At 29.3% G+C, this 21,264-nt stretch carries 17 protein-coding genes; all 17 read right to left on the reverse strand.

Going from position 1 to position 21,264, the window contains the following annotated elements; translation table 11 throughout:
• Window position 1 precedes the first annotated feature (1 nt).
• The gene (locus BT997_RS05985; protein ID WP_072680548.1) at window positions 2-2,107 is read right to left on the reverse strand and encodes a chemotaxis protein CheA; all 2,106 of its coding nucleotides are present in this window, start codon (window positions 2,105-2,107) and stop codon (window positions 2-4) included.
• 15 nt (window positions 2,108-2,122) lie between these two features.
• Window positions 2,123-2,491 (reverse strand): response regulator, encoded by a 369-nt coding sequence (locus BT997_RS05990; protein ID WP_072680549.1) that lies wholly within the window; start codon window positions 2,489-2,491, stop codon window positions 2,123-2,125.
• Window positions 2,492-2,774: 283 nt separating this feature from the next.
• A complete protein-coding gene (locus tag BT997_RS05995) occupies window positions 2,775-4,958 on the reverse strand; it encodes a polyribonucleotide nucleotidyltransferase (protein ID WP_072680550.1) in 2,184 nt (727 codons plus the stop codon).
• Window positions 4,959-4,963: 5 nt separating this feature from the next.
• Complete coding sequence (locus tag BT997_RS06000; protein WP_072680551.1) at window positions 4,964-5,611, reverse strand: phosphoribosyltransferase; 648 nt, start codon at window positions 5,609-5,611, stop codon at window positions 4,964-4,966.
• Complete coding sequence (locus tag BT997_RS06005) at window positions 5,611-7,707, reverse strand: LPS-assembly protein LptD (protein WP_072680552.1); 2,097 nt, start codon at window positions 7,705-7,707, stop codon at window positions 5,611-5,613. Before BT997_RS06005 ends, BT997_RS06000 begins: the two co-directional genes overlap by 1 nt.
• Window positions 7,700-8,128 carry an RDD family protein gene (locus BT997_RS06010; RefSeq protein ID WP_072680553.1) on the reverse strand — a complete coding sequence of 143 codons (429 nt, stop codon included), beginning with the start codon at window positions 8,126-8,128 and terminating at the stop codon, window positions 7,700-7,702. Before BT997_RS06010 ends, BT997_RS06005 begins: the two co-directional genes overlap by 8 nt.
• A gap of 17 nt (window positions 8,129-8,145) precedes the next feature.
• Window positions 8,146-9,414: a phosphoribosylamine--glycine ligase gene (gene purD / locus BT997_RS06015; protein WP_072680554.1), complete on the reverse strand. Its 1,269-nt coding sequence runs from the start codon at window positions 9,412-9,414 to the stop codon at window positions 8,146-8,148.
• Between the two features lie 242 nt (window positions 9,415-9,656).
• Window positions 9,657-10,295 carry a uroporphyrinogen-III synthase gene (locus BT997_RS06020; protein WP_072680555.1) on the reverse strand — a complete coding sequence of 213 codons (639 nt, stop codon included), beginning with the start codon at window positions 10,293-10,295 and terminating at the stop codon, window positions 9,657-9,659.
• Complete coding sequence (locus BT997_RS06025) at window positions 10,292-11,893, reverse strand: SulP family inorganic anion transporter (protein WP_083568511.1); 1,602 nt, start codon at window positions 11,891-11,893, stop codon at window positions 10,292-10,294. The genes BT997_RS06020 and BT997_RS06025 overlap by 4 nt, the downstream gene beginning before the upstream one ends.
• Window positions 11,894-11,916: 23 nt before the next feature.
• Window positions 11,917-13,344 carry a ribosome biogenesis GTPase Der gene (der, locus tag BT997_RS06030; protein WP_072680556.1) on the reverse strand — a complete coding sequence of 476 codons (1,428 nt, stop codon included), beginning with the start codon at window positions 13,342-13,344 and terminating at the stop codon, window positions 11,917-11,919.
• 78 nt (window positions 13,345-13,422) lie between these two features.
• Window positions 13,423-13,965 carry a ribosome hibernation-promoting factor, HPF/YfiA family gene (gene hpf / locus BT997_RS06035; RefSeq protein ID WP_072680557.1) on the reverse strand — a complete coding sequence of 181 codons (543 nt, stop codon included), beginning with the start codon at window positions 13,963-13,965 and terminating at the stop codon, window positions 13,423-13,425.
• Window positions 13,966-14,074: 109 nt separating this feature from the next.
• Window positions 14,075-14,944, reverse strand: coding sequence for an EF-hand domain-containing protein (locus BT997_RS06040; protein ID WP_072680558.1), 870 nt, complete (start codon window positions 14,942-14,944; stop codon window positions 14,075-14,077).
• A gap of 63 nt (window positions 14,945-15,007) precedes the next feature.
• Complete coding sequence (gene fliD / locus BT997_RS06045; protein ID WP_072680559.1) at window positions 15,008-16,345, reverse strand: flagellar filament capping protein FliD; 1,338 nt, start codon at window positions 16,343-16,345, stop codon at window positions 15,008-15,010.
• A gap of 10 nt (window positions 16,346-16,355) precedes the next feature.
• Window positions 16,356-17,636 carry a flagellar hook-associated protein FlgK gene (gene flgK / locus BT997_RS06050; protein WP_072680560.1) on the reverse strand — a complete coding sequence of 427 codons (1,281 nt, stop codon included), beginning with the start codon at window positions 17,634-17,636 and terminating at the stop codon, window positions 16,356-16,358.
• Between the two features lie 10 nt (window positions 17,637-17,646).
• A complete protein-coding gene (locus BT997_RS06055; protein ID WP_072680561.1) occupies window positions 17,647-18,012 on the reverse strand; it encodes a hypothetical protein in 366 nt (121 codons plus the stop codon).
• A 10-nt stretch (window positions 18,013-18,022) separates the two neighbouring features.
• Window positions 18,023-19,156, reverse strand: a complete 1,134-nt coding sequence (locus tag BT997_RS06060) for a hypothetical protein (RefSeq protein WP_072680562.1) — start codon at window positions 19,154-19,156, stop codon at window positions 18,023-18,025.
• Between the two features lie 12 nt (window positions 19,157-19,168).
• Complete coding sequence (locus tag BT997_RS06065; RefSeq protein ID WP_072680563.1) at window positions 19,169-21,124, reverse strand: flagellar hook-basal body complex protein; 1,956 nt, start codon at window positions 21,122-21,124, stop codon at window positions 19,169-19,171.
• Window positions 21,125-21,264 lie beyond the last annotated feature (140 nt).

The raw sequence follows: 21,264 nt of genomic DNA on the forward strand, positions 1-21,264 counted from the left end.
TTTATGATGCAATTTGCGATGTTGTCATCGTTTTTTCTATTTTGATTTGGGCATTAATAATCCCTAACACATCAAGAATAAGACCAATACTACCATCACCTCTAACTGTGGCTGCCCCTATTCCTTCAACACTTCTAAAGTTTTTATCAAGTGGTTTTACAACTACTTGATGTTGATTCAGGAATTCATCTATAGAAATAGCTACTTTTGTAGTTCCTGATTTAACAACAATTAACATTCCATCTTCTAAGTTATCAAATGTTGGTTCAACTCCAAATAATTGATGAATTCTAACCACTGGAATAAATTCTTCTCTTAACATTAGTAAATCTTGAGAACCATCACCAATTTTTTTAATCATATCTGACGTTGGTTGTAAAGATTCAACAATTGCACTTAGAGGTAAGATATATTTTTGATCTCCTACTGCAATATCAAGACCATCAAGAATTGCAAGAGTAAGTGGTAACATAATTGTTATTATAGTACCCTCACCTAATGTTGTATCAAGTTTAATTGCACCACCAAGTTTTTGAATATTTGTTTTAACAACGTCCATTCCAACACCACGACCAGAAATATCAGTAACTTGGTCTGCAGTTGAAACTCCAGCACCAAATACCAACATAGCTTTTTCATTATCACTCATAGTGTTATATTGATTTTCATCAATTTGCCCTTGGTCTAATGCTTTTAAAGCTACTTTTGTTGCATCAATACCTTTACCATCATCTTCAATTGTAATAATCATTTGACCATTAGCTTGTTCCGCTGAAATTATAATAGAACCAACTTCATCTTTTCCACTTGCTGTTCTAATATCAGGAGTTTCTAATCCATGATCTAAAGAGTTTCTAATAATGTGCATTAAAGGATCAGTTAAACCTTCAATCATAGCTTTATCAATCTCAACATTATCACCAAAATGTTTGAACTCAACTTTTTTATCAAGTTTTTTAGAAATATCTCTTACAACTTTTGGGAATTTTGAATAAATTGATTCCATTGGTACCATTCTGATACTCATTATAGAATCTTGCATATCTCTAATATGTCTTTCTAATAATTCAAGTCTTTCTAATACTGCATTTCTAGTTTTTGTTTCTTCAATAGAAGTAGAAAATTGTGTAAGCATTGCATTTGTAATAACTAAATCTCCTACATTATTCATCAATAAATCAATTTTATCAAGGTTAACTCTAATATTATTTGATGCTGCAGATTTTTTATTTGTGTCTTTTTCTGCTCGTGCAGGTCTTTTTGAAGCAGGTTTAGCAGGCTCTTTTGGAGCAGCATTAACGGCTTTTGGAGCAGTTTCTGCTGGAGCTTCAACTACTTTTTGAGTAGGAGTATTTATTTCTTTTTCTTGATCTTCATTATTTGCTTTTATTTCTGCATCAGGTGTAATCTCTGGCATATCATCAAAAAAACCAAAATCTTCACTCTCTTCGTGTTCTATAACTGGAGTAACTGCAGTTTCAGATTTTTTATCTAATGCATCATCAAAAAAACCATAATGATCATTATCTTTTCCTATTTCATCATCATTGAAAAATCCATATGAAACATTAAATTTATCATTATCAATTTCAGAATCATATAAGCCAAAGTTATCAGAAAAGTTATCATCAGATGAATTGTCTTCCGATGATTCTTCAGCAACTTCAACAGTAGGTATTGTTTCTTCTACTTCAACTGGTGTCTCACCACTAATGTAAGCTCTAATAACAACTAATAATTCAGTTGTCATTTCAGTAAATGTCTCTCTTGTTAATTCTTCAGAAACTTCTAAATCAAGAAGTTCTTTCATAACATCTAAACCATCAATTAATGTTCCTGCCATTTCTGGTATAAATTCAATCTCATGATTTCTAAGTTTATCCATCATGTTTTCAACATCATGTGTAAACTCTGCAAATAAAGTTAATTCAACTGATGCTCCACTACCTTTTAAAGTATGAACATCACGGAAAAGCTGACCCATTTCATCATCAGTTAATGATCCATTATTTTCAGCTTCCAATAAAACATTATCTGCGGATTCAAAAAGCTCTTCAGCTTCTTCAACGAACATCTCTCTATATTTAGAAATATCAAAACCAGACATGATAAAACCTTTCTATTATCTACTTAATACTATATTAACTGCTTTTAGTAATTGTTCAGGAACAAAAGGTTTTACAATCCATCCTGTAGCACCTGCAGCTTTACCTTTTGCTTTCATTTCATCACTTCTTTCAGTTGTTAAAACTAAAATAGGTCGTGAAGCATAAGTAGGAAGCTTTCTTAACTCACCAATTAATGTTAATCCATCCATATTTGGCATATTAACATCAGTAATTATTAAATCAAATGTTGCTGCTTTAGCTTTCTCTAAACCATCTACACCGTCTACCGCTTCTGTTACATCAGTATATCCACCTTCGTTAAGTGCATAATTTAGCATATCTCTTAACATTGTAGAGTCATCCACGATTAGTAGCTTAGCCATAAAAACCCCTTATTTTATTCTATAAAAATATTATTTTAACTATATTAACCAAAGAAATATTAATTTTAGTTTAGTAATTAAATTAATTATAACAAATTATTAATTATATATTAGTTGAAAAAATCGCACTTTCTATTAGTTATTTATAATTGTATTTAATTTACTCATAAACTACTATTAAAATTATTAGAATGATTTTATTTAAAAATGTATTGTATATTGTTATTTTTTGAAGATTTTATTAAATTAAAGAAATAAACCTCTTAAAAGAGGCTTATTTTTACTATAAAGAACTTGAAGCTAGTTCAATTCTATCTCGTGTTACTTTTAGAACTTTTATTTCCACACTGTCATCTACTTTAAGTACATCTTCTACTTTTTTAACTCTTTGTTTTGAAATTTTAGAAATATGTAATAATCCTTCTCCACCTTTTGGTAACTCAACAAAAGCACCAAAATCTGCAATTCTCACAACTTTTCCAGTTAAAACTTGATCAATAGTATAAAGTTTTTCAAAATCAATATTTTTCTTTCCATGATCTTTTCTTGCTGGAGCATTATTTGAAATAGATTTGATATGTTCACAAGCATCTAATACATTTTGTTTATTATCTCCACTAACTTTCACATTACCAGTATCTCTGTCTAAATCTATAGATACTGAGAATTTTTCAATAATCTCTTTAATTGTTGCACCAGCTTTTCCAATAATTACCATAAATTTACTTGGATCAATTGCAAACTGTTCTAATATAGGTAAAGCTTCACTTGGAATTATTTCTTCTGCTGCTTCTTCCATTATACCTAAAATATGGTCTCTTCCTTCTTTAGCTTGAAGTAATGCTTCTTTTAGTACTGATAATTCAATCCCACCAAGCTTAATATCCATTTGTAATGCAGTTATACCTTTATTTGTACCAGCTACTTTAAAGTCCATATCACCATCGTGATCTTCAAGACCCATAATATCAGTTAATACAGAATAATTATCTCCTTCAACAACCATTCCCATTGCTACACCTGCAACAAGATTAGAAATCGGAATTCCTGCAGCTTTTAAAGCTAATGAACCACCACAAACAGTGGCCATAGAAGATGAACCATTTGATTCTAATATTTCTGAAACTAATCTAATTGTATCTCCAAAATCTTTATCAATAGTAGCTTCAAGTGCTCTTTTCCCTAAATTTCCATGTCCAAGTTCTCTTCTTCCTACATTAAACATAGGTTTTGCTTCACCAACTGAAAATCCTGGGAAATTGTAATGAAGCATAAAATTATCAATATTTGCAGATTTTTCTGTTAATACTTCATACATTTGTCCATCTTTTGGACCAGCTAATGTTCCAACAACTAAAGCTTGTGTTTCTCCTCTAGTAAATAAACAAGATGAATGAGCAGAAGGTAAAATGTTTGTATCAATAGAAATTGGTCTTACATCTTTTAATCCTCTTCCATCAGCTCTTACTTTATCATTTACAATCATACCTCTAACAACTTCTCTTTTTACAATAGAAACTGCCTCATAAACATCAGCAAATTCAATTTCATTTGAAGTACAATATTCATTTTCAGAAATAACTTTTGCTAAATCTTTTAATTCTGTAGCTCTTTCACTTTTTGCAAGTTTCTTAACAGCCGCATTTATATCTTCTAAATAAGTATCTCTTACATGAGAAATTAAATCTTCAGAAATTGTAAATTCTATAAGTTCTACATCTTTTATCTCTTTACAAACTTCTGAAAACCCTACTTCATAAGTTGAATTTGCTTCATTAAGTGCTTTTTGTGCAATCCCAATTGCTTCAACTAAATCATCCTCTGTCATTTCATTTGTTTCATGTACTTTTGAGAATGCTTCAATATCAACTTCTACCATCTCTTCAGAAGAAATAGCTTTCATTTCAATCATTAATAATTCTTCTTTTGTACCAGCAACATATAAGTCTAGAGTTGATTCATCCATTTTTGTTAAAGGAGGATTTACTACATATTCACCAGCAATTTTTGCAACTCTTACACCAGCAACTGATTTTTTAATTGGTAAATTAGATGAATAAACTGCTGCACTTGCTGCATTTAAAGCTAGAGCTTGTAAATCTACGTCTTTATCAGCACTTAAAACAATAACGGTAATTGTTGTAGGATAAACATAACCTTTTGGGAAAAGTGGTCTTAAACTTCTGTCAATAACCCTAGCAGTCAATGTTTCAAACTCACCTGGTTTTGCTTCTCTTTTAAAAAACCCTCCAGGAAGTTTTGCAGCAGCATATGTCTTTTCAATATATTGTACTGTTAAAGGAGTAAAGTCCTCAGATACTGGATTATCAAATTCACTAACAACTGTTGCTAAAACAACTGCATTTCCTAATTTTGCTAATACAGAACCATTTGCTTGTTTAGCAACTTTTCCAAATTCGAAAATCTCTTGTTTTCCATTTAACTCAAATTCACATACTGTTGACATATAATTTATCCTTTATTATTTTTAATTTCTTCATAAGTAATTTCTTCTAATTGATCATAATAAAAATCTATAGTTATAAAATGATCTAAACTTTTTACATAATACAAATCATCTGCTATTGATTCTATTGTATTTATACTAGCTGTGGGCAAAATAGGTATTGCAACAGAAACTGACTTTGCACCCAAATTAATAGCTGTTTTAATACAAGCCATCATTGTTAAACTTGTATTTAAACCTTCATCAATTAATAGAACATTTTTATGTTCTAACTTTTCAAGCTTCTTTCCTTTTCTATATTTATTTACACAAGAAGATAATTCATTTTCAAAAATATATCTTGATTTAGAAAAAATAAAATCCAAACTAATATCAAATGCTTTTACTAGTTCTTCATGGATTACAACCTCTTCTGTTTCAGTAACAATCGCTACCTCGCATTCTTCATTATTTGGCGAGTATACTTTTCTTGAGAACATAATATCAAATTTAGCATCTAACTCATTTGCAATTATTTTAGCAATTGGATTTGCCCCATATGAAGTTGCAACGACTATCCAATCTTCCAATCTCATTTTACTAATTGGTAAAACATCAATTAGTCTATAAGCAGCTACTTCTCTATTTTTGAAATAAATTTTATCAGGTGTCATTAGTTATCAACATCCTCTTGTTCTAATTCATACTCATGTTGTATACCACCTAATGGTTTTAAAAGTAATTGTAAATAAATAATATCTTGTTTTGTTGGATCACCATCTGTTGTTGATGAAGCAATAATCTCTTTTTCATATTTTATATCTAAATTCCAACATTTATCTGTAATTCCAAATATAAATGATTGCTTACTTCTTAATTTTTCTTCTAAATTATAATTTGTATAATATCCTATAGAATATTCATCAGATAATTTGTATTTTAAGTCAATTTGATAAGATTCTAAATCCTCTTTTCCAGAATTAGGAGTGTCTTTTGACATATAATGTCCAAGTTTCATTGAAAAGTTATCATATGTTAAAGAAAAAGAAGAAGAAGATTCAATTAACTTATGATCTTGATGATTATAAGTAAGTTTATTCTTCACAGAACCAAGTATATAATTATAAACTATTTCATTTTCCATATTTTGAAATTTTGCATCATCAAATTCATCATATAAAATTGATTGTTTTAACTTATGGTTAACAATTTGTTTTAAGTTTTCTTTATCATAAAATGATTGATTAATCCCTAAAGTAATACTATCTGAACTTCTTGTAACAGGGAAAGGAGATAATTCTGAAATACTATCTGAATCAAAATATAAATCACCATCTTCTTTAATAATATTAGAATGAGAATATTGTGCACTTAAATTCATTGTATGAATATATTTTTCATAAGGTTTAATCAAATCTGAACTTAGACCAATTGTAGTATTACTCTCAATATATGTAGCATCTTCTAATAATGTATCTGTATTTCCATAATCAAATTTATTTGCACTAAATTCATGTTTTGCGATTAATTGTATATAATCATCAAAAAAAGAATATGAATATGAGATAGGTAAATTAAATTCATATTGATTTGCAGTAATTCCATCTCTTCTTGTATGGTTTGTATATTTTATATCTGTAGAATATAATAGTTTATCTAACAAGAAAGGTCTTGAATAAGTATGAGCCTGAAGTTTTGGTAATTCTTGCATAGTTGCTGCATTTGAATCATTATCAGTATCAATATAGTATCTAAAATACGAACCTAAAAAATAGCTAGGAGTGTCATAAATATAATTAATTTTTGATTCAACATACCGCTCGGTATCATCTTTATATTTATCATCTTCTAAAGTTTTATATTCAATATCATTTAAATAGTTTATAGAAACAAATAATCCATCTTTAGTACCTTTTTTATTTGCAAAAAGATTGTATCTTTTATAATCTATATCAAAACCATAGTGTTCCTGATTTCTTAAATCATTTTCAAGTTGATAATCTTTCTTTTCTCCAAAATATCCTCCACTAACTTTTAGTATAGAATCGATACTATCTGCATACCTAATATATGCATACATACCAGCACCTCTTTTTGCCCTAAATTGAGGTATTATTTCTATATCATAATTTTTAGCAGGGGCAATATATATTGGCTGAGAATAAGTTCCACCTTCACTTTTTGAATATCCAATTGTAGGCATTAAAAGTCCAGTTCTTCTTTCAGTATTTGTAGAAAAGCCTAAATAAGGAGTATATAAAACAGGAATATCTTTAACATATAACCTTGCATTATAAGTATTAATCCATTTATCTTCTGTATCATAGTCTGCACTAGACATTCTTATACTCCAATCAGGATCAACACAATCACAACTAGAGAAAATAGAAGAAGCTAAAGAAATTACATCATCTTTTTTTTCAGAATCTTTAGAATTTATCCAAATAGCACCTTCTTCTTCAAAGAACATATTTGGTTTTTGATATAGATCATCACTATTTACATCTAAAAAAGCATATTCACTTTTGGTTTGTACATTATTGTCTTTTAAAATTACTACATCATCAAAAAGCTCAAAAGTTCCTTTGTTTTTGTCATATATGATTTTTTGAGCTGTAATATAATATGTAGGAGAAAAAATAACAACATTTCCAGTTGCTATCATTATATTGTTTTTAGAATCAACATTATTTGCAATTACTTGAAATTTTTCTACCTGTGCTTCTAACGAAACTACTAATATAATTGTTGCAAGAAATTTTCTAAGCATTTACAACCAACGTTCTACCAATTTTATCATGTAAAGTTTGTCTTCCATCATTAAAGAATCCAAAAATAAATCCTATATAAAAAAACATCTCACTCGCAAGTCTCATAAAAGATCTTATTATTGCTGTAAAGATTGAAACCCTTCCAAAGTGGTTAAAATCAACTACTCTTATCTTAGTAATAATTTTTCCAATTGTTGCCCCATAATACCATACAAATAAAGTTTGATAAATAAATTTTAAAAATAAAATTTGCCAAACAAATTCATTCATTACAACCAATACAGATACTAAATCATTACCACTCGCAGCTATATTTTCCCAATACATAGCTATTATAATAAAAGTAACAAGGAAATCATCAATCACAAAAGCCATAGCTCTTGAACGCATAGAAGCTAATTCTAAATTATCAGTATTCATATCTAGAGATTTTCTTCTTATTTCAATGCTTGATATGCAATATCAGTTCTAATTTTCTTACCAGCAAAATGTACTTGCCCGCAAAGTGCATAAGCTCTATCTCTAGCTTTCTTAATAGAGTCTCCAAATCCTACACATAATAAAACTCTACCACCTGTAGCAAATAGTTTATCGTCTTCTTTTGATACTCCTGCATAAGAGATATGAGTATTATTTAAAATATCTTCATCAACTATATCATCTACAATAATTTCTGCAGGTTCACTTGAACCATATGGATAATTTGCACTTGCCATTACAACAGCAACTCCAAACTCATCTTTAATTTTGATATCTAATTTATCAAGTTGTTTTGTAGCACCTTTATAAAATAATTCAGAAACAGGAGTTTCTAATAAAGGCATTAAAATTTCACACTCTGGATCACCAAATCTTACATTATATTCTAATATAATAGGTTCACCATTTACAACCATTACTCCAATAAAAAGAACACCTTCAAAAGGTGCTCCTTCTTGTTTCATACCTTCTAGTGTTGGTTTAATAACTCTCTCTTCAACTTTTTTATAAATGTCATCATTTACAAGTGGTGTTGGAGCATATGCACCCATCCCACCAGTATTAGGACCCGTATCTCCATCCCCTATTCTCTTATGGTCTTGTGCTGCAGGTAAAACTTTATAGTTTTCTCCATCACAAATAGCAAAGATTGATAATTCATATCCATCTAAAAACTCTTCAACAACAATTGAAGTTCCTGCATCTCCAAAAGAAGTACCTGCTAACATATCAGATGCAGCTTCTTTTGCTTCTTCTTTTGATTGTGCAATAATTACACCTTTCCCACCACATAATCCATCTGCTTTTACAACAATTGGAGCCGTCATAGTATCAATAAAGTCATGTGCTTCTTTTTCATTTGTAGTCTCAATAAACGCTGCTGTTGGTATGTTATATTTCTTTAAAATATTTTTCATATAAACTTTTGAACCTTCAAGTTGCGCTGCAGCCTTACTTGGTCCAAATACAGTTAATCCATTTTCTTTGAAAATATCAACAACACCATCTACTAATGGAGCTTCCGGTCCAACAATTGTTAAATCAATTCTATTTTCTTTTGACCAAGATGCTAATTCGTTATAATCTTTTATATTAATATTTGTACCTAAATTATCAGTTGCACCATTACCTGGCATAAAATATAAGTTATGTTCTTCAGTTTCTTTAGATATAGCTAACCCTATAGAGTATTCTCTTCCACCACTACCAAGAATTAAAATGTTCACTAGATTTTCCTTAAAATGAGTAATAAATAAAACGATCCAAGTAGACGTTAACCATCAAAATGGCCCACAAAAGCCAACGATAGCACGTAAGAATAACACTTTAGGAGCAGAAATACAAAAAGTAAACGCTACACACCGTGTAATTACAATTACATACAAAAATATAGTATCGGACCCTCAACAATGGAAATCCCGTACTACTTAGATGTCTTAATTTTATCTAATAATATTTAAATTAAACATTAAACTATAGGCTTCTTAGCAAGTTTTATACATTCTTCAATAGAAGTACTAGAAGATATCTCATATTTTATATTTTCTGGTAAATATTTAGCTGTAGTTTTTCCTATTACAATGGCTCTTAAAGTATCATTCCACTGATATTTCTTGAAAAAACAATTTACACTTGAAGGAGAGGTAAAAACTATTGTAGAATTATTTTCAATCTCCTTATCTAATGAATCAATATTTGATACTGTTTTATATGTTATTAACTCATCAATACAAATATTATTCTTTTTAAGTATATCAACAAGATTTGAAACTACTTTTTTTGCTCTTATATATAAACATCTTTTATCTTTTAATAATGGTATTAATTCTTTTGCAAACTCATTTCCATGAGAACTTTTTCCAATAAACTTAACTCTTCCATTATATTCATCTATAACTTTTGCAGTTTTAGGTGCTATTGCATAAGAATCTATATTTTTCCACTCTTTATTAAAACTATCAAGAGAATAAATAGCATTTTTAGATGTAAAAATAAGTGCATCATAGTTTTTTAGATTTATATTTGAAGATATAAATTCTATCTTAAAAACTTCTAAGTTTTCTACACCTTCAAAAGGTATATTATTCAATAAATATATTTTACTCATGATTGTAAATGATGCTCCTTGAAGTCTTTTTCTTGAATAGCATTTACAGCAGATTCAAGATTATTATATATTTCAGAATTTTTATATACTTCATGAGTATCAACATTTAATACTTTTCTTTTATCTGAATGTTTTAATAATAATATAGTTTTTATATTTTTGTCTTTTGTTCTAGTTATAATTTCTTCAATCATAAATATTGCAGAAATATCCATAAAGGCCACATTTAGACAATCTAATATAATAAATTTTGTATTAGGATTAATTTTATCTATTTTTCTATCAAGAACAGAAGCAGTACCAAAAAATAAGGAACCTTCAATTTTTAATATTTTTGTATCTTTATTTTCAACATCAATATCAAAATTTACTTTATTTTTAGCATGTCTTGTTTGCATTCTTGTACTTTTTGATATTTTATATATTGCTAAAATTGAAGCAAATGTTATTCCTGCACCAACAGCCATAATTAAATCAACAAAAATTGTAAGTAAGAATACTGTAATCATAATCAATAAATCATGCTTTGAAACTTTTCCCATAATATTTAAAAATTTATAATCTAAAATATCGAATCCAACTTTAATTAAAATACCAGAAAGAACTGATAAAGGTATTTTAGAAGCTAAAGGTGCTAAAAATAAAACTATAAATAAAAGTGCAATAGAATGTATCATCCCAGATACTCTTGATGTTCCACCACTTTTTATATTTATTACCGTCCTCATTGTTGCTCCAGCACCTGGAATTGCTCCAACTAATGAACAAAGAGAGTTCCCTATACCTTGTGCAATAAGCTCCTTGTTTGGCTTATGTTTTGTTTTTGTCATTGAATCTGCAACAAGAGAAGTTAATAAAGTATCAATAGAACCTAAAAGAGCCAAAGTAATTGACAAGGTAAGAATAGTATCTAGCTGTAAAATATCAAATTTTGTAGGAATACTAAATTCTGGAAAACCCATTGGTATTTCACCAATTGTAGGTACATCATATCCCATGTACATAGTGTAATAACTAACAAAAACTAAGGCAATAAGTGCAGGAGGAACATATTTTGAGACAACAGGAGGTGTCATAAACATAATTCCTAGTGTAATATACGCAATTATCAATGATTCGTCATTTGCAAAATGAAAAGTATTTGGAAGTTCCACTAAAGTATGCATTACAGAACCATAAGCATCTACTCCTACAAATGGATTGATTTGTAAGATTATAATAATAACTCCAATACCACTCATAAATCCAGAAATTACAGGGTATGGAATATATTTAACCCATTTACCAATTTTAACAAGTCCTAAAGATACTTGAATAAGTCCCGCAAGAAAAATAACCATTATAACAGATTCAAAATCATCTTGAAAAGCTACTATTGCAGTTGCTGTAATAACTGTCATTGGGCCAGTAGGTCCAGAAATTTGAGTAGAAGTTCCACCAAATAAAGAAGCAAAAAAACCAAGAATAATAGCGCCATATAGTCCAGCAGTAGCACCAGCACCACTTGCAACACCAAAGGCTAAAGCTAAAGGAAGAGCTACTACGGCAGCTGTAATACCACCAAATATATCATTTTTTATACTATTAGCAGAAATCAAGTAGCTCCTCCTTTTATAATAATTTAAATATCTTCTTCGTGTTCCTCATCTAATTCTCTTTGACCTTTAGAACGTGTAACTACATGAATAGGGGTACCTTCAAAATTTATATTATTTCTTAAGAAGTTTATCAAATATCGCTTGTAAGAGAAGTGTAAAAGATTAGGTTTATTCATAATTAGTGCAATTCTTGGCGGTTTTGTTTCAAATTGTGTCGAATAATAGATTCTTAAATAAGCGCCATTTGGACTAGGAAGAGAATGTCTGATAACTGCAGTTTCTATTGTTTTATTTAAAACAGAAGTTGGAACTCTTTGTGCATAATTGTCATAAATTTCAACTAACTTATCTTTTAATCTATCAATACTTCTTCCTGTTTTAGCAGATACAGCGATAATTGGAGCATAATAAAGAAATTTAAATTTACTTCTTATTTTTTCTTCTACTTCTTTAAAGTCATCTCTATTAATATCCCATTTATTAAGAACAATAATTGTTCCTAAACCATATTCATCAACAAGTCCAGCAATTTTTTCATCTAAATCAACTAACTCTTCAGAAGCATCAAGAACTACTAATGCAAGATTTGCTTTTTCTAACATCTCTTTTGTTCTCATTAAAGCGAATTTCTCAATTCCTTCAATACTTCCACGTCTTCTTAAACCAGCAGTATCTACAAATGTGATATTTTTATCTTTATATTCAAACTGTTCATCTACAGGGTCTATTGTCGTACCTGCAATTGGCGAAACAACTGAACGTTCTTCCCCAACTAATGCATTTAATATTGAAGACTTTCCAACATTTACTCTACCAATAATTGCTACTTTTATTTCACCATCATCAAGCTGGGCAGATTCATTAATATCTTCAATAGGATCAAGAAACTCTTCTAGAAAATCATCATCGTCTTGAACAATAACTGGTTCTTCAATTACAATTCGGGGAGGTAATTGTTCCCAAATCCACTCAAATAAACTTTTTGTACCCCTATTATGTGATACAGAAATACCAAACATATCCTCTTCAGAAATACCAAACTCATAAAATTCCCAAAGTCTTTCTTTTTCTTTATCATTATCAATTTTATTTACTACTAAAGCAAGTTTTTTACCTAAAGCTTGAAGCTCATAAAATAGTTCTTTATCTTTTTCATCTGGTAGTCTTTTACCATCTACCATAAAAAGTATTATATCAGCTTCTTTAGCACACTCAACTGCTTTTCTTTTTACATTTGAGAATATTGCATCATTAGTATCATCAATACCACCTGTATCTAGCATCATTGCATCTCTATCTAAAATTTCAACTTCATGTCTTCTAATATCTCTAGTTGTACCAGCCATGTCAGAAACAATTGCAATTCTTTTTTTTGCAATTCTATTAAATAAAGAGGATTTACCAACATTTGGTTGTCCAATAAGTGCTATCTTTTTTAGTGTATTATTCATTTAAGTTTCTTATTCCTTTTAAATTAAAAAAGGCATTAGCCATAAAGCTAATACCTTTACAAAATTTAGAATATACTTTTAGTATAATCCAAATTTTCCTTCTTCACTTGCTTTATATAATACTCTCATATTATCATCTTTATCATAGAATACTTTAAATGCAGCATCTGAATCTTTTAATTCTGATAATGCTTCTTCAATATCCATTGGTTTGTATGAATTTAATCTAACAGGGAAAATCTCAGAATCTAGTTTTTCTAATTCGTTAGCAATTTCGTCTTCAATTTCAGCAGATGCAACCTCAGTAAGTTTAGTAGCTCTGTGACCAGTGATTTTATCATGATGTCTTCTAAGTACTTTAGAAACTCTATCAACAGCAATATCAATTGCAGAATATAAATCTTTATCTTTTTGTTTTACAACAACCGTGTCTAAATGAGCAATATTTAAAGTAAATTCAAATGTAAATGCTTTTCTTCCATTTTTCTCTTCTTGAGAGATAATAGAGTTTACTGATATAATATCTAAATTATATTTTTTAAAAATCTCTACTGAACTATTAACGTAATCTTTAATTGGTTCAGTTAATTCTATGTGTCTTCCTACAATACTTGTATTCATAACATACTCCTTTGCTTTATATAATAAAAATATTTTATCATAAATAATATAAAAGAAGGATTTATGCAGTTTAATATTAAAAAAATAATGTATATATTAGCTACGCAATCTATGCGTAGCTAAAAAGTGAGCTTGTATTTGAGTTTTGTAAATATGAATTAATTTCACTATTACTATTTTGATTATTAATTGCCTTTAATAATCCATCGAAACTTTTTGAATCAATACTTGATTCTTCATTTTCACTATTTGATTTAAGCATATCCATTAATACACTAAGATTATCAAGTGCGTTTTGTTGATTTGAAGACAACTCAGAAGTATCACTTTGACTTGTACCATAAGCTTCTTCTAATTCTGATAAAGAAACAACTCCATCTTCATTGGTATCAAGAACATCAAACTCTTCCTCAGATTCAGAAGATGATGTTCCACCACTGCCACTTGGTGGTGGAGGTGGTGTTCCCCCTTGTGCAGCTCCAACTCCTGCAAGAGTTCCAACCTCATGTGCATCAAAACCAGCTTCTTCCATCGCGCTTGCTAATTCAGATGAGGGTTGAATTCCTGCTTCTTTGAAGGCAGCAACTATACTTTGAGCATCACTTTCAGTCAAATTATCCGCATCATAATTTGATAAAACTGAAGATATAGTTTCTCGTGCATAAGAAGACAAAGTATTATTTGTTGAAGGTCCATCAAAACCAAAAGAGGAAAGTATAGATTGAAACTCTTCTTTTGAAGGCATTTCACCATTAAATTCAGACATTTTTGAATCAATTGCAGATGTTAATTCTGATTGATTTATTAAACCATCAGAATCTAAATCAAATGAACTAAAACTATCTTCACTTATTCCCATCTCTTCAATACTAAGAGAAGAATCAGAATCAGAGTCTTTTTTAGAAATCATATGGCTAGCCATACTTGTACTTGTTGGCATAACTAAACTAGCCATTGAGCTCATTTCTATAGAGTTCATAAATACTCCTTTTTAATCTTATTCTAAAATAATACTATTTTAAAGTAAACAAGAAGTAACAATTTAATCCTCACTATCAATAATTGCTTGTAATGAAGCAAAATCATTCTCCATCTGATTTATTAGAACCGTATAATCTGCAAATTGAGAAGCCATTGTTTGATATTTTTCATCTAATGATTCCGATGCAGAATCATAATCATCATTTAATGTTTCTAGATATTCATCTAATCTCTCTTGATAAGAAGTTATTGTTCCATCTGTACTATCTAAAGCATCAAGATATGTTTTTAATGCAGTCCCTATTCCCTCTTTTTCTGCATAACCAACAAATAACTCTTTTACATCATCTAAATTAGAGGTCAAAGATTCTGTTAAAGTAGTACTGTCAAGTTCCATATATCCATCAATATCAAAGGAAAGGCCATAAACAAATGCATTTTCTTCATCAGTTAAGCCATATGATTCATAAAAATAGTTTTTTATGTCAGTCATAATTGTTCTTAAAGTACTACTATCAGATATTAATGCTGGATCATCTTCATCTCCAATAACATAAGAATTTACTAAGTCTACTAATTCATTATATATTGTAGCCATAGACTCAACAGCATCTACAACATACGAACTATCTTGTTCAATACTTATTGAAGAATCTCCTGTTTCTATTGCAGATATTATTAAACCATTATTCATCGTAAATTTATTTGACGAGAGGTCATAATCTATTCCATCAACTGTTCCTTTGAAGTTTTGTGCAGTTAATACATGATTATCTTCATTCTCAAACCCTAGATTTAAATCACCACTTTGAGAAATGGTAATAGCATTAGATAATCCGCTTTCTGTACTTTTAATAACGAACCTATGTGTATCATCACTTACTTGTTCTAAAGCAACATCTAAAGAACTATAATAATTCATTTCAGTTAACACTTCTTCATAAGTTAATCCTGTAGTTACAAAATCATAAGTTTCATCACCTACTGTGATGCTTAATGTACCATCATCCATTATATCTTCACTATTGCTAATAGTATCAGACTGATAAACATCTTTTGTTGATAACTGTTCTACTGTGACATTAATAGTCCCAGGATTTAAAGAACTTGTATCCGCAGCATCAAAAACTACTGAGTCACCAGAAGTATTTGCACTCACTTCATCAAATACATTAGTACCACTTGTATATAAATCAAGATTCTCCATAACTGCAAGTAATTCTAATATTTTACTTTCAACTGCATCTACTGCTTCAATCTCAGCTTCAGTATCTTCAATTTCAGCCGTTATAGGATCAAGTTGTGATGCACTATCTGCTTCTTTTAATTGATCAATCAATGATTGATCTAAACTTACTCCGCTACTTGAACTTCCTAATCCTAATATTCCATCAGCCATTATTTATCCTTTACATATCTAAAAGTGTTTGTAGCATTTCATCTACTACTGTAATAACTTTTGCATTTGCTTCATAGGCAGCTTGGTATTCAATTAGTTTTATCATCTCTTCATCACTGTCAACTTTTGTAAAATTATCAAAACTAGTTTGTAATGATTGAACAACTGATTCTTGTGCTTCAAGTTTAAAATCATTATTTTCAACCTTTGAAGATATCTCAACACGTAAAGACTGATAAAACTCACTAAAAGATGAGATATCAGTACTTGTAGAATCAATACTATATTCACCCCATTGTATTTGAGCTAAGTTTTCTAAGTTATCATTTGTTAAATCACTTATTGCAGATGAATCAAAACTCATATTTGAAACAGAATCTCCACTAAAAATAGCTGTAGTACTATTTGCATTGACTTCATCTATTAAAGCTTTAGCAAAATCATCCAATGATTGCATAGTAGAATAGATAGATGAACTATCATCACTTAGGTTTTCACTTAAAGATTTCAATGAACCACTTGATAGATTTAATTCGTTGTTATATACATTTATAAAGGTTCTATCTTCTTCTTGGGTAATACTAATTTCATGTAAATTTACACCATTAAAAATTGTTGTTGCCCCAGCTATTTTTAATGTATAATTGTCATTACTAGTATCAACTTCAATATTTGCATAATCACTTAACTCTTTTTCTAATTGATCTCTTTTATCAAGTAAATCATCTCTTTGTTGACTACTTGATTGTATTTGTTCATTTAAATACACGATTTGAGATAATATTTCATTTACTTGGTCTACATCATTTGATAATTGAGTAAATATATTTTCTTCAATAGTCTCTAAATCACTATATAAATCCTTTAAACTAAATACTAATATCTCAGATTGATTTTCGAGATCAGACTTATATATCTCATTACTAGGATTTGAACGTAAGTTTTCAATTGATTGAAAATAATCATTTAAAGATACAGAAAAACCGCTACTATCAGTCTCTTGAAACATAATCTCTATTTGGGATAAAATCTCATCTTCTTGTTCATAAAAAGATTGTTCGCTTGTTTGTTTTATTAATTGGTTATATAAAAATTGATTCGTAGTTCTTGTAATACCATCAAAAGATACACCATTTCCAATATTACTTTCTAAAGAACTAAGTTCACTTGTATTTACAACTCTTTTTTTATAGCCTTCTGTATTTTCATTAGCAATATTATTTGAAGTAGCATCTATTGCATATCTAGAAGTAAAAAGTCCTGATTGTGCAGTATATAGAGAATCCATCATAATGAATCCTTTAATACATTCTTACAACATCTGTAAAGTCTATATATGAAACATCACTATCTAAAACATATTTTTTATCAATATTATCAAAGCCAATAACTTCATGACATATTAAACTAACACTACTACCAATTATTTGTAAAGAGGAAATATTGTATTGTCTATTTTGACCATTATTATTTATTCTTCCATCTTCTATAACCCTATCTATAATATTAACTAAGTTTGTTACTGTTAATTGAATCATTGTTTCTTGTAATTTTGTTAACATCTCTTCTAAATGATCAAAATTAGATGTTTGATGATTTTGAACAAAAAAACTATAACAATCTTGTACTTGAGACTGTAAGCCTATTAAGTCAACTTGATTTTTCATAAGATATCCTTTATTTTAAGTAATTAATTAAAGATAGAGAATTAACTCTATTTATTGTTGAATACAATGCAGAATAAGTATTCTCCAAAGCCTGTGCTTCAACTGCAAGTGCAGTTAAATCTGCACTTGCGTATTCATTTTCCAAGATTGTCAAGTTTGTTAGTTTTGTTTGAACAATATCTTGGTAAGTATTAATTGTATTTGTTCTAGTTCCAACAATTGAGTGTGAAATATTTTGTGAGTCATATGCTGTATCAATGTTTTCTAAAGTAACTGAAAGAATGACACTTGCATCACCTTTACTAATAGTATTTCCATCTTCATCTTCTAATTTTAAAGCACTAATAACTTCATTTAAATCATCAAAAATAGAGTGTTTAATTTCTAGACTTCTACTAGATGTATTTACTGCACTAAAAGTTCCATCACCATTATCTGTTACAAGCATTGAAGAGGATGTAATATCACCATTTAAAAATAGACCATCAGATGTTCCATCATTATTAGAATCCATAAGTTTCCACTCATTTCCATCTTCATCTAAAATTATTTCATTTGATGAAAAAGTAAAACCATCTGTATTTTCAACACTATTATTTGTATAGTAAAAGACATCTATTCCATTTACACCTTGAGATACATAACGATTTTCCTCAACATTAACTTGTTTTAAAGAGTTATCACTTTGATATGAAATCTCCCCTGTGGTTTCATCCTCTAAAAAAGGATTTATATCAGTATTTACTCCTGAAAAAAGATATTGATTATCTACACTTGTATTTGATAAAGAAAGAAGTGATTGCTTATAGTCTTCTACTTGTCCTGCAATAACTACTCTTCCCTCATCACTTGTTGTATCAGTATTAGCTTTTATCAATTCAGAAAGTATTGATTCTGTAACACTTTTTATTTCAGCTAAAGCCGTATCACTTGAAGTATTAAAAGCAGTATTATAATTTATACTCTCATTTATAGAAGTATAAATATTAATATCATTTTTTACTCCTAATATATAATCGTATCTAATAGAATCATCACTACCATATTCAAGTGCTTCATTTGTGCTAAGACCATGATTTACTTTATTGTTTCTGTCATTTAAAATATCTAGATTGTACATTATTGTATTAATTGAATTAACCATAATAAATCCTTACTATCGTTTCAATTGAATTAATGTTGTTAAAATCTCATTTGCAGTTGTAATAGATTTTGAATTTGCTTCAAAAGCTCTTTGAAAAACCATCAAATTTACTAAGCTTTCACTCAAATCCGCGGTACTTAGTTCTAAAGTTTCACTCTCTATACTAGTTGAGTTGTCATTATTAACCATATAAATTGGATCACCACTAGTATTTGTTTTAGATAATAGATTATCTCCTACTGCTTCAAGTCCGATATTATTGTTAAATTGTGCAATAGCAACTTGACCAATAGCATAATCAACACCATCTTGAGTCATAGTTATCACGCCATTATCATCAACACTAAACTCACCAAAAGAAGAGTCTGTTAAACCTAAAGTGTCTAGTTTTAATTGTAAAGAAGATTGAGAAGTTGTTTGATCTACAGTTGACAAAATTTGCATAAACTCTGCATCTGCACCAGTGTTACCACTTAAATCTAAATTCATCTCTTTTGTATAGGTAGTAGTTGAAGAAGAATCAGTAAATTGAATAATCCCTGAAAACTCTTCTCCCGTCTCTTTTGATTGAATTACTAGATTTCCATTAATATTTTTTGCTTCTACTTCTAATTGTAAATCAGGGTCACTATTAATCTGCGCAGTTAAATTATCAATCATTGATTCAAAGTCATCTACACTTCCAGCTGCATATGTTGAGGTAATAGCAGTTCCATTTAAACTAAAGCTTACCGTGTCTCCTGTATCAAAAGAAATACTTACGCCATCATCATCACTAAAGATATCTTCTTCTTGGTAAACATCTTGTTGTTCACCTGCAACAGCATCTTTTAAAGCTTGCATTGCAGATTCTACTGCACCCTCACCTGTACCCATAGTAGCCTGCGTTATAGTATTTTCACTTCCTGCAGTCTCTATTGAATTTGATACTTCATAAATATCCCCAATAGTAAAAGATTCTCCAGGTATTATAGATTCTATTTTTATAGTTCCATTGAGAACATCAGCGTCTGAAGTACTAGCATTATTTGAACTATCAACTGTATATGCTTTTAATCCTGTAATATTTGATATTTCATCAGCTAAAGCTTTATAAGTTGCAATTCTACTTGCAGCTATATTATCATCACTATCTACTGTACCACTACCATCTACATCTTCAGTAGTAGTTATACTTACATAATCTTGAGTATATTTATCTCCATTAATATATACATATATTTGATCACCCTCATTATCTAAAAGAGTATCCGAACCATCTGGAAAATCAATAGTACTAATTTGTGAAATTGAAGGTGTTGATGTTGCATCTGGATCAATTGCATAATCATCCAAAGCACTAGTATAATTTGAAATTAATGCTTCAATATCTGATACTTTTGTAGATTGTGTTTTTATTCCTGATCCACTTAATACAGAAGAATCACTTTGTGCAGAATCTGTATAATCAGTCATTTTTGCAGAGTATGTTTCTATTTTATTTGAAAATTGTATTATTTGATTTCCTGCAACTTTTGTAAAATCACTAGTAAAAGATGTCCAATTTGAATTTGTTGAAGTGACATCATTATCTGCATCTAAAGGACTCATAGCCCAACCTTGAACCTCATTTCCTGAAGCATCTTGTAATGTTCCATTATCACCCATCCTGAAGTTACCAGCTCTGGTGTAATATAATTCAGATGTTCCAGTAGAACTTGCATCAGAAACAACAAAGAAGCCATCTCCATTTAATGCCATATCATATGATGAACCTGTTAAGTTTAGACTTCCTTGAGTATATTGTTTCTCAGCACTAGTAACGGTAGAACCTTTACCAATGCTATCTTGATACATTAAATCAGCAAATGATACCCTTGAGGCTTTATAACCTACAGTATTTACATTTGCAATATTATTTGATTCGTTATCTAATGCAACCTGTTGTGACGCTAAACCTGAAATTCCTGTCCATAATGCACCAATCATTTTAAATCCTTTATGATTACTTCTGTGATTAAAACCACATATAGAAATCATAAAGATTTAGAGTAAACTCTAGGTATTCATTTACTCACTTTTAAAAATAATATTTAAACAAAAAGAAACATTTTGTTTTTTTAGTAACA

Origin of the sequence: Arcobacter sp. LA11, assembly GCF_001895145.1 — a bacterium.
GTDB lineage: Bacteria > Campylobacterota > Campylobacteria > Campylobacterales > Arcobacteraceae > Halarcobacter.

What these genes read in the sequence shown, in the direction of transcription:
- BT997_RS05985 (WP_072680548.1), bottom strand. Translation starts at nt 2,107, where the DNA reads ATGTCTGGTTTTGATATTTCTAAATATAGAGAGATGTTCGTTGAAGAA.
- BT997_RS05990 (WP_072680549.1), bottom strand. Translation starts at nt 2,491, where the DNA reads ATGGCTAAGCTACTAATCGTGGATGACTCTACAATGTTAAGAGATATG.
- BT997_RS05995 (WP_072680550.1), bottom strand. Translation starts at nt 4,958, where the DNA reads ATGTCAACAGTATGTGAATTTGAGTTAAATGGAAAACAAGAGATTTTC.
- BT997_RS06000 (WP_072680551.1), bottom strand. Translation starts at nt 5,611, where the DNA reads ATGACACCTGATAAAATTTATTTCAAAAATAGAGAAGTAGCTGCTTAT.
- BT997_RS06005 (WP_072680552.1), bottom strand. Translation starts at nt 7,707, where the DNA reads ATGCTTAGAAAATTTCTTGCAACAATTATATTAGTAGTTTCGTTAGAA.
- BT997_RS06010 (WP_072680553.1), bottom strand. Translation starts at nt 8,128, where the DNA reads ATGAATACTGATAATTTAGAATTAGCTTCTATGCGTTCAAGAGCTATG.
- BT997_RS06020 (WP_072680555.1), bottom strand. Translation starts at nt 10,295, where the DNA reads ATGAGTAAAATATATTTATTGAATAATATACCTTTTGAAGGTGTAGAA.
- der (WP_072680556.1), bottom strand. Translation starts at nt 13,344, where the DNA reads ATGAATAATACACTAAAAAAGATAGCACTTATTGGACAACCAAATGTT.
- hpf (WP_072680557.1), bottom strand. Translation starts at nt 13,965, where the DNA reads ATGAATACAAGTATTGTAGGAAGACACATAGAATTAACTGAACCAATT.
- BT997_RS06040 (WP_072680558.1), bottom strand. Translation starts at nt 14,944, where the DNA reads ATGAACTCTATAGAAATGAGCTCAATGGCTAGTTTAGTTATGCCAACA.
- fliD (WP_072680559.1), bottom strand. Translation starts at nt 16,345, where the DNA reads ATGGCTGATGGAATATTAGGATTAGGAAGTTCAAGTAGCGGAGTAAGT.
- flgK (WP_072680560.1), bottom strand. Translation starts at nt 17,636, where the DNA reads ATGATGGATTCTCTATATACTGCACAATCAGGACTTTTTACTTCTAGA.
- BT997_RS06055 (WP_072680561.1), bottom strand. Translation starts at nt 18,012, where the DNA reads ATGAAAAATCAAGTTGACTTAATAGGCTTACAGTCTCAAGTACAAGAT.
- BT997_RS06060 (WP_072680562.1), bottom strand. Translation starts at nt 19,156, where the DNA reads ATGGTTAATTCAATTAATACAATAATGTACAATCTAGATATTTTAAAT.
- BT997_RS06065 (WP_072680563.1), bottom strand. Translation starts at nt 21,124, where the DNA reads ATGATTGGTGCATTATGGACAGGAATTTCAGGTTTAGCGTCACAACAG.